7 protein-coding genes are annotated in these 13,243 nt (G+C 75.7%); 4 read left to right on the top strand and 3 right to left on the bottom strand.

Annotated elements, in window-relative coordinates; all coding sequences use genetic code 11:
* Positions 1–3: 3 nt before the first annotated feature.
* From BLT72_RS22750 to BLT72_RS10660, 3 genes are all read left to right on the top strand, one after another.
* Positions 4–1,746: a glycosyltransferase family 2 protein gene (locus tag BLT72_RS22750; RefSeq protein WP_231930500.1), complete on the top strand. Its 1,743-nt coding sequence runs from the start codon at positions 4–6 to the stop codon at positions 1,744–1,746.
* 149 nt (positions 1,747–1,895) lie between these two features.
* Positions 1,896–5,516 carry a CDP-glycerol glycerophosphotransferase family protein gene (locus tag BLT72_RS10665; RefSeq protein WP_157720422.1) on the top strand — a complete coding sequence of 1,207 codons (3,621 nt, stop codon included), beginning with the start codon at positions 1,896–1,898 and terminating at the stop codon, positions 5,514–5,516.
* Positions 5,517–5,518: 2 nt separating this feature from the next.
* The gene (locus BLT72_RS10660; RefSeq protein ID WP_157720420.1) at positions 5,519–9,097 is read left to right on the top strand and encodes a CDP-glycerol glycerophosphotransferase family protein; all 3,579 of its coding nucleotides are present in this window, start codon (positions 5,519–5,521) and stop codon (positions 9,095–9,097) included.
* Positions 9,098–9,220: 123 nt separating this feature from the next.
* Here BLT72_RS10660 and aroQ read toward each other — a convergent pair whose 3' ends face one another.
* Genes aroQ through BLT72_RS10645 form a run of 3 tightly spaced genes read right to left on the bottom strand, consistent with a single transcriptional unit; the run spans position 9,221 to position 12,757 of the window.
* Entirely contained in the window at positions 9,221–9,697 is a 477-nt protein-coding gene (aroQ, locus tag BLT72_RS10655) for a type II 3-dehydroquinate dehydratase (RefSeq protein ID WP_197677273.1), read from the bottom strand.
* Between the two features lie 38 nt (positions 9,698–9,735).
* Entirely contained in the window at positions 9,736–11,811 is a 2,076-nt protein-coding gene (locus tag BLT72_RS10650; protein WP_197677272.1) for a chorismate-binding protein, read from the bottom strand.
* Entirely contained in the window at positions 11,801–12,757 is a 957-nt protein-coding gene (locus tag BLT72_RS10645; protein WP_091412768.1) for a 5'-3' exonuclease, read from the bottom strand. Before BLT72_RS10645 ends, BLT72_RS10650 begins: the two co-directional genes overlap by 11 nt.
* A 26-nt stretch (positions 12,758–12,783) precedes the next feature.
* On the opposite strand from BLT72_RS10645, the gene BLT72_RS10640 reads away from it, so the two are divergent.
* Positions 12,784–13,221 (top strand): Lrp/AsnC family transcriptional regulator, encoded by a 438-nt coding sequence (locus tag BLT72_RS10640; protein ID WP_091412766.1) that lies wholly within the window; start codon positions 12,784–12,786, stop codon positions 13,219–13,221.
* Positions 13,222–13,243: the final 22 nt, after the last annotated feature.

Here is a 13,243-nt window from a genome sequence, read left to right as displayed (position 1 = left end):
GCGGTGAAGGTGAGCGTCATCATCCCGGTCTACAACCCGGGCCCCTACGTGCAGGCCTGCATCGACGGGCTGCTGGCGCAGACGATGCCGGACGACGAGTTCGAGGCGATCTTCGTCGACGACGGGTCGACCGACGCGACGCCGGCGCTGCTCGACCGGGTGGCGCAGGACCACCCGCACCTGCGGGTGATCCACCAGGAGAACTCCGGCTGGCCCGGGAAGCCGCGCAACGTCGGCATCGACGCCGCCCGCGGCGATTTCGTCTTCTTCTGCGACCACGACGACTGGCTGGGGGCCGAAGCGCTCGTCCGCATGCACGCCTACGCCGTCGAGCACGACGCCGACGTGCTGATCGGGAAGATGGCCGGCATCGGCCGCGCCGTCCCGCACAACCTGTTCGCCCGGACCCGCCCGCACGTCACCCTCGCGGACTCGACGATCATCGACAGCCTGACCCCGCACAAGCTCTTCCGCAAGGCCTTCCTCGACCAGCACGGCCTGCGGTTCCCCGAGGGTCGGCGGAGGTTGGAGGACCACCTGTTCGTGGTCACGGCCTACCTGCTGGCGAGCAGCATCGCCGTGTACGCGGACTACACGTGCTACTACCACATCCGGCGTGACGACGGCGCGAACGCCGCGTACCACGCGGTGGACTGGGACGCCTACTTCGCCAACCTGCGCGAGGCCCTCGACGTCGTGGTCGCGCACACCGAGCCCGGGCCGCTCCGCGACCGCATCTTCCGGCGCTGGCTGCAGACGGAGATGGTCAAGCGGCACTCCGGGGGGAGCCTGCTGAAGCGCACGGAGCCGGAGCTGAGCAACCTCTTCTCGGCGGCGCACCGCACCGCCGCGGCCTACTTCGGGCCCGGCGTCGTGGCGCTGCTCCCGCTCGCCACCCGCGCGGCCGGCGAGGCGCTGATCGCCGGCGACCTCCAGCGGCTGCTCGACCTCGCCCGGGAGGAGACCCGGTGGACCGGGCGGTGCGAGCTGCTGACCGCCCGCTGGTCCGCCGGCACCCTGGTCCTGGCGGGCCGGGCGCGCCTCGGGGTGGTCCGCGGGGACGACCTCGACGCGAGCCCCGGCACCGTGGCGGGCCTGGTGGGGGACCTCCCGCCGGAGCAGCTCGCCCGCGCGCTGGGGGCGGCGAAGCTCGTGCTGTACGCCCTCGAGCGGACGTCGAACGAGCGCTGGAACGTCCCGGTGGTCAGCACCGCCGACGGCCTCCGCTGGGAGTTCGAGAGCGAGGTCGACCTCACGCGGCTCGCGGCCGGCCAGCCGCTCGGACCCGGGCGCTGGGACTTCTACGTCGAGCTGACGGGCCTGGGCCTGCGTCGCCGGGTCCGGCTGGAGCTCCCCCCGCAGTGGAGGGGTGACGACGCCGCGCTCGACCGCGGCGCTCCGCTCGGCGGGCAGCCGGTCGCCCTCTACTACACGCAGGGGCGGCGCGGCCTCACCGTCGCGGTCGGCCGGCGCCACGAGCCGCCCGAGTGGAAGCGGGCGGCCGCGGCGCGCCGGGAGGAGGAGGCGCGCCGGGCGTCGGCGCAGGTGGACGCGGACCGAGGGCGCCCGCCGGTGACCGAGCCCGACCCGCCGCCCGACCCGCCGCCCGCTCCGCCGCCCGCTCCGTCGACGGCGGACCCGACGGCCGCCCCGACGCCCCGCGGGCGCGGTCGGCGGCTGGCGGGAGCCGTGCTGCGCCGGACCCGGGCCGTCCTCGCCCGCTCGTCCCGACGGCGCGCCGACTAGTCCGGGAGCAGGCCCCGCCCGTCCGCCGCCAACACGCGACGGGGGTCGACGTCCGGGGAGCGGCCCCGGAGGCGGCTATATCCTGGGGCGTCGGACGCCCCGACGACCGCACGACCGCGAGGCGCTGCGCACTGGTGATGGGAGACAGGTTGAGCCGCGGACCACGCGACCTCGGCACCGCGAGCCGGCTGCGCAAGCTGGGCGCCGACCTCGGCACCACCGCGCTGGCCGCCACCGGGATCTCCCTCGCGCTCGACGGCTCCCGGTGGAGCCTCGCGCTGCTGGCCCTGGCCCTGCTGGCCGCCACCGGCCGCGCCGTGACCATGCGGCGCCAGAGCCCCCGCCTCGACCTGCTCACCAGCCAGCTGGGGCAGCGCGCGCTGATCGGGGCCGGGCTGGCCAGCACGCTCGCGCTGCTGCAGCCCCAGCACGCCGTCGGCGCCGCGCTGGGCGGTGTCGTCCTGGTGGGGGCCGTCCTCTACGAGCCGTACCTGCGCCCCGGCTCCCAGCTCAAGGTGCCGGTGGTCGCGCACCTGCCCGGCGTCCCGACCACCCCGGTGCCCGCCGACCTCAGCCGTCAGGTGCTCCTCGCCGATCTCGGCGCGGTGGCGGCGGGCCTGGCCGTGGGGGCCCTCGGCCTGCCCGCCTGGTGGTGGGCGCTCGCCGCCGTGCTGGCCGCGGCCGGCCGCGTGCGGGTGGCCCGGGACAACGCCCGCCGCGCGGCCGCCCTCCGGCGCCACGAGCGGGAGCTGCCGCGGGCCATCGCCGACCTGCAGCCCGAGATCGCCCTCTACACCTCCTGGCCGGGCGCGGACGGCGTGCACCAGGTGACCATGTGGCTCCCGTACCTGCAGCGCACCGGCCGGCGCTGCATCGTCATCGCCCGGAGCAGCGCCAGCGCACGGGCGCTCGCCGAGCTCGTCGACGTGCCGGTCGTGGAGGCGCGCGGCCCCGCCGACCTCGACGTGCTGGTGGTGCCGTCGCTGCGGGCCGCCTTCTACCCGAACGCCTCCTCCGGCAACGGCGTCTTCGTCCGCTACCAGCAGCTGACCCACGTGTTCCTGGGTCACGGCGACTCCGACAAGCCGACGTCGTACAACCCCACCCACGCCATGTACGACCGGATCTTCTGCGCCGGACCCGCGGCCGTCCGGCGGTACGCCGAGCACGGCATCGCGATCCCCGACGAGAAGTTCGTCGTCGTCGGCCGGCCGCAGGTCGAGACCATCGAGACCGCGGGGTCCCGGCCGGCCGGGGCGTCCCCGGTCGTGCTGTACGCGCCCACCTGGCGCGGCCACGTCGAGGAGACCTCGCTGTCCTCGCTGCCCGTCGGCGAGGGCGTCGTCCGGGGTCTGCTCGCGGCCGGCGCGACCGTCGTCTTCCGTCCGCACCCGTTCAGCCACGGCTTCCCCGCCGACGCCGCCGTGATCGAGCGGATCCACCGGCTGCTCGCCGAGGACCGCGGACGCACCGGCCGACCCCACCTGTGGGGCGCCGAGGCGGAGACCGAGCGCAGCGTCGTCGCCTGCTTCAACCTCTCCGACGCCCTCGTCTCCGACGTCTCCAGCGTCGTCTCCGACTACCTCTTCTCCGGCAAGCCCTACGCCATGGTCGCGGTGCCGACGGAACCGCAGGCCTTCCGCGCCGCCTACCCGGTGGCCCGGGCGGCGTACGTGGTCCCCGGCGACCTCGCCGATCTCGGCCCCGCCCTCACCACGATGCTCGGCGAGGACCCGCTCGCGGAGGTCCGCCGCGCGCAGCGGGTGGACTACCTCGGCCCGTTCCCCGCCGAGGGCTACGCCTCCGCCTTCGTGGCGGCCGTCGACGCGGTGGCCAGCGGCGGGCGGCTCCGCTCGGACGTGGACGACACCGGCGACGACGCTCTGGCCGGCGCCTCCGGCGCAGGGGCCGACGACAGCCCGGCCGACGACGAGATGCTGCCCGTGCCCGGCGGCGGGTCGCCCGCCGCCGGTCCGGTCCGGACGCCGGCGCGCCGGCCGCGCTCGCGGACCCGGCGTCGGCTGCGCAAGCTCCGCCGCCGGCTGGTCCAGCCACGCCGGTGGAGCCAGGCGGCGGCCGTGCTGGCCCTGCTGGCGCTCGCGACCGCGCTCGTCGGCGCGCCCCGGTTGCTGCCGGTGCTGCTCGGCGTGGCCGCGCTGACCACGGTCTACGGCTCGGTCTCGGCCTCCGTCCACCGCCGCAAGCGCTGGCCGCGGCTGATGGGGGAGGCCCGGGGCGTCCGCGTCGTCCTGCTCTGCGCCGCCGCGGTCGCCGCACCGCCGGGACGGCTGCCGGCGCCGGCGGCGCTCGTCGTGCTCGTGCTGCTCGCCGTCGCCGTGGTGGGCGAGTCCGGGGTGCAGCGGGCCTGGGGCCGGTTGGGGCTGCAGGTCCGCAACTTCCCGGCGATGCGCACCCAGGTGGCGGAGGGCGTGCCGCGCGGGCTGCTCCCGCTCGCGGGATCGGTCGCCGTGCTGCTGGCGCTGCTCGCCGTGCTGGTCCCGGTGCCCGCGGGTCTGCTGGTGGCCGTCGCCGTCCTCGTCTTCACCCTCTTCGTGGTGGTGGCGGTGCGGGCCCTGGGACGGGCGGCCCGGGTGGTCGGGGCCGAGCACCGGCTGCGGGACGAGCTGACCGCCCTGGCGCCCGAGTTCGCCGTCTACTTCGCGGGCACGGTCGGCGCCGGCTACCAGGTGGGCATGTGGGCGCCCTACTTCGCGCGGATCGGCCGGCCGTTCGTCGTCGTCACCCGGTCGGCGGACACCCTCACCGAGCTCAGCCGGGCGCTCAGCCGCAACGGCGTCGACGCGCCCGTCATCCTGCGGCCGACGCTGGCCGGGCTGCAGGAGGTGATCGTGCCGTCGATGACCACCGCCTTCTACGTCAACAACGCCGCCCGGAACACCCACTTCATCGAGCGGCGCGAGCTGACCCACGTCTGGCTCAACCACGGCGACTCCGAGAAGCCGGCCTGCTACAACCCGGTGCACGCCATCTACGACCTGATCTTCACCGCCGGCCAGGCGGGCATCGACCGCTACGCCCGGCACGGGGTGCACATCCCCGAGGAGAAGTTCCGCGTCGTCGGCCGGCCGCAGGTGGAGGGGGTCCAGCCCGCCGCCGGCCCCGTGAGCACGGTCGAACGGCCGACGGTGCTCTACGCGCCCACCTGGCAGGGCCCCTACGCCGACACCCGGCTCTTCTCGCTGCCCGTCGCGGTCCCGGTGGTCCAGCACCTGCTGGATGCGGGGGTGCGGGTGGTCTTCCGGCCGCACCCGACCAACTACCGCTTCCCGGCCTGCGTGACCATGATCAAGAAGGTGAACCGGCTGCTGGCGCGGCACCGCCGCGAGACCGGGGTCGAGCACGTCTACGGCTCGGCCGCCGAGCGGGCCATGTCGGTGGAGGACTGCTTCAACGCCTCCGACGCCATGATCAGCGACGTGTCGGCCATGGTCACCGACTACCTGCACTCCGGCAAGCCGCTGGCCATCGTGGCCGTCGGCCGCACCCCGGAGCAGCTGGTGGAGGTGGCGCCCGCGGCCCGCGCCGCCTACGTGCTGCTCGAGGACCTGTCGAACCTCGACGCGGTGGTGGCCGACCTGCTCGGCGCCGACCCGCTGGCCGCCGTGCGGGCCGAGACCCGGACCTACTACCTGGGCGACTTCCCGGCGGACCGCTACGCCGACGGCTTCCTCGACGCCGCCCGCGGCGTCATCGACGCGCGCTCACCGTCCGAGCGGCGGCAGGCCGCCACCCTGAGCACGGGGGAGTGACGGTGGACCCCGACGAGATCTCCCCCGGCCGACGACGGGCGCGCGAGCTGCTGCTCGACGTGCTGGCCGCCGTCTCCGGCGTGGGCGGCCTGCTGCTGGACCGCGCGGGCGAGGCCGCCGGCGCGCTGGCCGTGCTGGGGGCCGTGCTGGCCGTCACCCTGCGCATCGCGCTGCTGGCGCGCGGCCGGGCCGCGGGCTGGAGCCCGCTCGGGCAGCTGATGGCCGTGCGCGCGGTGCCGCCCGCCGTGCTCGGCGCCCTGCTCGCCCTGCGAGCCGACGGTCCCGCGGAGGTCGTCGCCGCCGTCGCGGGTGCCGGGGTCCTGCTCGGCTGCCTCACGGTGGAGCCGGTGCTCGCGCGGGCCGCCCGGTTCACGGTCCCGCTCGCCGTCCGGCTGCCCGGCCTCCCCGCCGCCCCGACCTCACCCCCGGTCGGCCCGCTGGCCGTGGTCACCGCGTCGGTCGCCGTCGCGGCGGGCGTCGTCGTCGCGCTGCTGGGGCTCAGCCCCTGGTGGTGGCTCGGCTGCACGGTGGCGGCGGCGGTGCCCTTCGTGGTGCTCGCGGTCACCGGCCGCGCGAAGGTGCTGGCCGCCCGGCAGCGGCGCACCCTGGTCCCGCAGGCCGTCGCCGACTACGCACCGGAGTTCGTCGTCTACACCTCCCGCCCGGACGACGCCTCCTACCAGGTCCTCATGTGGCTGCCCTACCTGCAGCGCGCCGGGCTCCGCTTCCTCGTCGTCACCCGGAACGCCGTGCCGGCGGCGGCGCTGGCCGAGCAGACCGACGTGCCGGTGGTGGAGGCCCGCAGCACCGCCGACCTCGAGGCGCTGGTCGGGCCGTCGCTGAAGGCGGCGTTCTACGTCAACGCGTCCTCCGGCAACGGCGCCATGGTGCGCTTCCAGCACCTGACGCACATCTACCTGGGCCACGGCGACTCGGACAAGCCACCGTCCTACAACCCGACGCACGCCATGTACGACGCGGTCTTCGCCGCGGGACCGGCCGCAGCCCGCCGGTACGCCGCGCACGGCGTCCGGATCCCGGCCGAGAAGTTCCGCGTCGTCGGCCGGCCCCAGGTGGAGGACGTCCACCAGGTCGACCGGCCGATCAGCGCCGTCACCGAGCCGGTGGTGCTCTACGCCCCCACCTGGCGGGGGCACGTCGAGGAGACGATGCTCTACTCGCTGCCCGGCGGGGAGCGCATCGTGCAGGCGTTGCTGGACCGCGGGGCGACCGTCGTCTTCCGACCGCACCCGTTCAGCTACGACTTCGCCGACGACGCCGCGGTGATCGGGCGCATCCACGACCTGCTCGCCGCGGACGCCCGGCGCACCGGCCGGGCCCACCTGTGGGGGGCGGCGGCGGAGTCCGAGCGGGGCATCCTCGACTGCATCAACGTCTCCGACGCGATGGTGTCGGACGTGTCCAGCGTGGTCGTGGACTACCTCTTCTCGGGCAAGCCCTTCGCCATGGTGGCCGTGCCCGCCGAGCCGCCGGAGTTCCTGGCCGAGTTCCCGGTCGCCGCCGCCTCCTACGTGGTGCGGGGCGACCTCGCCGACCTCGACGGCCAGCTCACCGCGATGCTGGGCCCCGACCCGCTCCGCGAGCAGCGGCTGGCGCTCCGCGCGGACTACCTGGGCGACTTCCCGGCCGAGCACTACGCCGACGCCTTCGTCGACGCCGTCCGCCACGTCGCGCGGCAGTCCCGTGCGGACCAGGAGACCGAGGACCGCGGCGACGTCGAGGCCGAGGAGGCGCCGGGCGCCGAGGACGCCCGCCCCGGAGCCGAGGACGAGGTCGAGCAGTCCCGGGCGGCGGCCGGCCTGCGCCGCTACAGCGGGCTGCTGCTCGGCGTCGGGCTGGGCCTGGTGGCCGTCGGCGTGGCGCTCGTCGCGCTGCTGACCGCGGTGCTGGACGGCCCGGCGTGGCTGCCGGCGGGGCTGGCCCTGCTGGCCGTCGTGCTGCAGGTGGTGTCCGCCCGACGCGGCCGGACGGACGCCCGGCTCCGCCTCTCCGACCGTGCTCCCGTGGTCCGCGCCCTGCTGCTGGCGACGCTGGTCGTCGTGGCGGGCGCGGACGGCGTCGGCTGGCCGGTGGTCGCGGCGCTGCTCGTGCTGGCTGTCGGGCTGGTGGCCGAGCGGACCGTCGAGGCGTGCTGGGGCGGCTTCGGGCTCCAGGCGGTGCACCTGCCCGCGGCGGTCCGACCGGTCCGCGAGCTGCTGCCCCGGGAGTGGCCGGCGCGGGCCTGGGTCGGCACCGTGCTGGTGGCCCTGGTGCTGCTCGGACCGGTGGCGCGGGCGTGGCCGGGTGCGCGCCCGTCGCTCGAGGTGGTCCTGCTGGTGGTCACGGCCGTGCTGCTGGGGGCCGTCGCCCTCGTGCTGGTGCAGGCGCTCCGTCGCGCGGTGGAGGTCAGCCGCGGCGAGGAGCGGCTGCGCGGGGCCCTGGAGGCCTGGGCGCCGGAGTTCGCCGTCTACTTCGCCTCGACGGTCGGCGCCGCCTACCAGCTGGGGATGTGGCTGCCGTACTTCGTGCGGACCGGCCGGCGCTTCGTCGTCATCACCCGCACGCTGCCGATGCTCCGCCAGGTCGCCCAGCTCTGCGAGGAGCAGGGCGTGGTGGTCCCGGTGGTCCACCGGCCCACGCTGCGGAGCCTGGAGGACGTCATCGTGCCGTCGATGACGTCGGCGTTCTACGTCAACAACGCGGTCCGGAACACCCACTTCATCGAGCGGCGCGAGCTGACCCACGTCTGGCTCAACCACGGCGACTCCGAGAAGCCGGCCTGCTACAACCCGGTGCACGCCATCTACGACCTGATCTTCGCCGCCGGCCAGGCGGGCATCGACCGCTACGCGCGGCACGGGGTGCACATCCCGGAGGAGAAGTTCCTGGTGGTGGGGCGTCCGCAGGTCGAGCAGATCGAGGCGGCCCGCGGACCGGTGGCGGAGCAGCAGCCGCCGACCGTGCTGTACGCGCCGACCTGGCAGGGCCCGTACGCCGACAGCCGGGTGTTCTCGCTGCCGGTGGGCGAGCAGGTCGTCGCCGCGCTGCTGGCCCGGGGCTGCCGGGTGGTCTTCCGCGCGCACCCCTTCAACTACCGCTACCCGGAGTGCCGGGCGGTGATCGCCTCCATCGGCGCCCTGCTGGACGCCGACCGGGAGCGGACGGGGCGCCAGCACCTGTGGGGGCCGGCGGCGGAGTCCGGGCTGAGCGTCGAGGACTGCTTCAACCTCTCCGACGCGATGGTCGCGGACGTGTCCGCCGTCGTCTCGGACTACCTGCGCTCGGAGAAGCCGTTCGCCATGGTGTCCGTGGGCCGGACGCCCGAGCAGCTGCTGGTCGAGGCGCCCGCGGCGCGGGCCGCCTACGTGCTGCGCGAGGACCTGTCCAACCTCGAGACGGTCCTGGACGAGCTCCTGGTCAGCGACCCGAAGGCCGCGGTCCGTCGTGAGACCCGGGTCTACTACCTGGGCGAGTTCGCGCCCGGTCAGGACGCCGAGGGGTTCCTGACCGCGGCACGGGATGTCGTCGACGGCCGCTACGCGAGCGCCGAGGCCGCGGCGCACCGGCTCACCACCTCCTGAGACGCCGTCCCTCCTGCGTCCTGCGACGCCGTCCCTCCGCGCCCTGAGCTCGTCGACGAGCCTTCGACGGGCTCAGGCGGCGGTGGGCGGCTCAGGCGGCGGTGGTCGGCTCAGGCCGCGCTCTCAGCGCAGGTCCTGCGCCGCGAGCAGGGTGAGCGCCCGCAGCGCGAGCGGGTAGCCGGCGACGCCGAGACCGACGATCACGCCGGCGGCGACGGGGGAGAGGTAGGAGTGCTGCCGGAACTCCTCCCGGCGGTGCACGTTGGAGATGTGCAGCTCGACCACCCGCGCGCCGGAGCCGGCGACGGCGTCCCGCAGGGCGATGCTGGTGTGGGTGTACGCGCCGGCGTTGAGCACCGCGCCGAGCAGCTCGCCCTCGGCCTGGCGGCGGCCGACCTCCTGCACCCACTCCACCAGCTCGCCCTCGAGGTTCGTCTGCCGGCACTCGACCGCCAGGCCCAGCTCGAGGCCGGCGGCCTGGCAGTCCGCCTCGACGTCGGCGAGCGTCGCGTGGCCGTAGACGCCGGGTTCGCGCGTGCCCAGCAGGTTGAGGTTCGGCCCGTTGAGGACCAGCGCCGCTCTGATGCCCGCCGCTGTCATGCCCGCATCGTGCCACGTCGGCGCGGGTCGGCCCGGCGTCACACCCCGAGCCGCCGGTTGAGCGTCGCGACCAGGGCCGGCGGCGCGGGCAACGGCCGGCCGTCGACGGCGGTGACGGCGACCACCCCGCTCAGGCTGCTGGTCCAGACCACGGCGTCGGCCGCCTGCAGGTCGGCCGGGACGAGGCGCGCGACCCGGACCTGCTCGCCGAGGTCGGCCAGCAGGTCGAGCACCTCCCGGCGGGTCACCCCGGGGAGCAGGTGCTCGTCCAGCGGCGGCGTCCGCCAGACCCCGTCCGGCCCGCGGGCGAACAGGTTGCCGCGCGAGGACTCGGTCACCCCGGTGGCCGGCTCACCGACGAAGTAGGGCAGGGCCGGGGCGACCGCCACCTCCGCGGCGGACAGGGCGGCCCGGTCGACCCACTTGTGCCGCCAGGACACCGCGGGCCGCTCCGCCCGGCGCAAGGTGCACCGCTCCAGCCGGGCGCCCAACGGCCGCACGGTGATCTCGACCTCCGGTCGACGGTCAGAGGATCCGTCGACGGCGGGCCGCACCGCCACCCGCACGGCGGCTCGCGCCTCGACCTCGACCTCAGCCAGAGCCAGCTGCACCCGGTCGGGCAGGTCGGCCGGCAGCCCCTGGCCGTAGAGCTCCCGGGTGGAGAGGTCGAGCCGGGCCAGGTGCGCGGCCAGCCGGAGTGGCCGCCCGCGCACCGCCAGGACCGACTCGAACACCCCGGACGCCCGCTGCCCGGGGGTCGGCGGCACCGGGGACCGCGGCAGGGCCGGGTCCAGCCGCCCACCGGCCGCCTCGACCAGCGGAGCCGCCTTGTGCCAGCACTCGTACCACTCGAGGACCGGCACCGAGTCGGTGGTGATGCCGCCACCCACCCCCAGCTCCAGCCCTCCGTCGGCCAGCTCGAAGGAGCGGATGGTGACCGCCAGCTCGGTGCCTCGGGCCGGGGTGACCAGGCCGACGGCCCCGGTGTGGGCGCCGCGGGGCACCGGCTCCAGGGCGGGCAGGGCGGCGAGGGCGGCCGTCTTGGGGGCACCGGTCACCGAGCCAGGCGGGAAGGTCGCCCGCAGCAGGTCGGCGACGTCGACGCCGGGCGCCAGCCGGGACGTGACGGTGGAGACGAGGTGCCAGACGCCGGGGTGCGGGCGCAGGGCGAGCAGCTCGGGGACCGCCACGCTGCCGGGCTCGCTGACCTGGGCGAGGTCGTGCCGGACGAGGTCGACGATCATGACGTTCTCGGCGGCGTCCTTGGCCGAGCCGCGCAGTGCGGGGGAGTCCGTCTCGCCCGCCCGGCGGGGGGCCGTCCCCTTGATGGGGGAGCTGGTCACCCGCCCGTCGTGCAGCGTCCAGAACACCTCCGGGCTGAAGCAGGCCAGCGCCCGCCCGCCGGGCCCGGTGACCAGGGCCGCCCGGTCCGGCTGGAGGCGCTCGACGACCCGGGCGAAGAGCCGCGCCGGCTCGCCGGCGTACCGGCCGTGCCCCCGGGTGCCCAGGTTCACCTGGTAGAAGTCCCCGCGCCGGATCCGGCCGACGGCGTCCTCGACCGCGGCGAGGTGACGGTCCCGGGCGACCTCCGGCGGCTCCCGGGTCCCGACGACACCCAGGTCCGGCGCGGCGGCCCCGCGCCCGCCGTCGTCCCCGTCGTCCTCGGCCGCAGCCAAGTCCGCCCGCCAGGCCTCCAGCTCGGCGGCGTCCGCCTCCTCGTGCCCGGGCAGGCCCAGGGTCTCGAAGGTCCAGCCGGCCTTCACCCGCCAGCGCAGCAGCGACCCGTGGAACGCGAGCACGGTGGTGCCCGGGCTGAAGCCGAGCGTCGTCACCCAGCCGCCGCCCAGGACGTCGGGCCCGCCAAGCGGTGGCGCGGTGACCGCGGGCAGCCGCACCAGGTCGTCGAACCCGTCGGCGGCGTCCGCCGGCTCCCGGACGAGCAGCGGGCGCCGCAGCACGAGCACGCCGCCGCCGAACCAGTCGCCGCTCAGCACCGCGGGCCGGTCCGCCGCCCGCAGCCGGGCCACCAGCCGGGACGGCGGGCAGCCGCCGGCGAGCGCGACGGCGGCGGGGCGCGCCGTCCAGGTGCCCGGGTCGAGCGGCTCAGGCCTCACGGAACAGGGCGGCCAGCACCCGCGCCGCGCTGCCGCTGAGGCCCAGGTCCTCGGTCAGCCGGGCGAAGGTCCGCGGGTGCGCCGGCGCGGCCGGCAGGGCGAGGTCGTCCCAGCCGACGCCGAGGTCGAGGTCGCGGGCGACGGACACCACCGTGGGCGCGACGGCGAGGTAGTCGATCGCCGCGCCCAGCTTGGAGCGGACACCGCCCGAGACCGGGCTGTCCTTGCGGCTGGAGGCCTCGAGGATGCCGTGCAGGTCGCCGTAGCTGGTCAGCAGCGACGCGGCCGTCTTCTCCCCGATCCCGGAGACGCCCGGCAGCCCGTCGGAGGCGTCGCCGCGCAGGGTGGCGTAGTCCACGTAGGCCGAGGCGGCGATGCCGTACTTCGCCCGGATCCAGGCCTCGTCGACGACCTCGTGCTTCCCGACGCCGCGGGCGATGTAGAGGATGCGGACGGGCTTGGCGTCGTCGACCAGCTGGAACAGGTCCCGGTCCCCGGTCACCACGTCGGTGGCCATCGGCGCGGTGCTCGCCAGGGTGCCGATGACGTCGTCGGCCTCGTAGTGGTCCTGGCCGACGACGGCGAGGCCGAGGGCGGCTAGCACGTCGAGGATCATCGGCACCTGGGCAGCCAGGGCGTCGGGTGCGGCCTCGCCGGGGATGGTCGTCGCCATCTCGGCGACGACGGTGTCCCCGCCGCCCGCGACCCGGTGCGCCTTGTAGGAGGGGATCAGCTCGACCCGCCACTCCGGGCGCCAGTCGTTGTCCCAGCAGCAGGCCAGGTGGGTGGGCTGGTAGGTGGTCACCAGGTGGGCGATGAAGTCGAGCAGCCCGCGGACGGCGTTGACCGGCCGGCCGTCCGGCGTCCGCAACGAGTCGGGCACCCCGTAGAAGGCCCGGAAGTACAGCGAGGCCGTGTCCAGAAGTAGCAGTCGCTGCGCGGTCACGCAGGCAATCCTGGCACGATACGGCCATGGAGAAGCTGGACCGACGCATCCTCGCGCTGCTGGCGCGCGAGGGGCGGATGTCCTACACCGACATCGGCAAGGAGACCGGCCTCTCCACCTCCGCCGCGCAGCAGCGGGTCCGCCGGCTGGAGCAGCGCGGGGTGATCAAGAGCTACCGCGCGGTGCTGGACGCCGCCGAGCTGGGCCTGATGGTCACCGCGTTCGTCGCGATCAAGCCGTTCGACCCCAGCCAGCCCGACGACGCGCCCGAGCGGCTGCAGCACATCGAGGAGATCCTCTCCTGCTACTCGGTGGCCGGCGAGCCGAGCTACCTGCTCAAGGTGCAGGTGCCGACGATGAGCCACCTGGAGTCGCTGCTGGCCCGCATCCGGGCCGACGGCAAGGTCTCCACCCACACCACCACCGTGCTGTCGGTGCCGTACGAGGACCGACCGCAGATCTGAGCACCCACCCGGGCCCCGTCCG

This window comes from Friedmanniella luteola (assembly GCF_900105065.1).
GTDB lineage: Bacteria > Actinomycetota > Actinomycetes > Propionibacteriales > Propionibacteriaceae > Microlunatus > Microlunatus luteolus.
The sequence above is the reverse complement of the archived record's forward strand: the minus strand, read 5'-3'. Positions and strand labels throughout refer to the sequence as shown.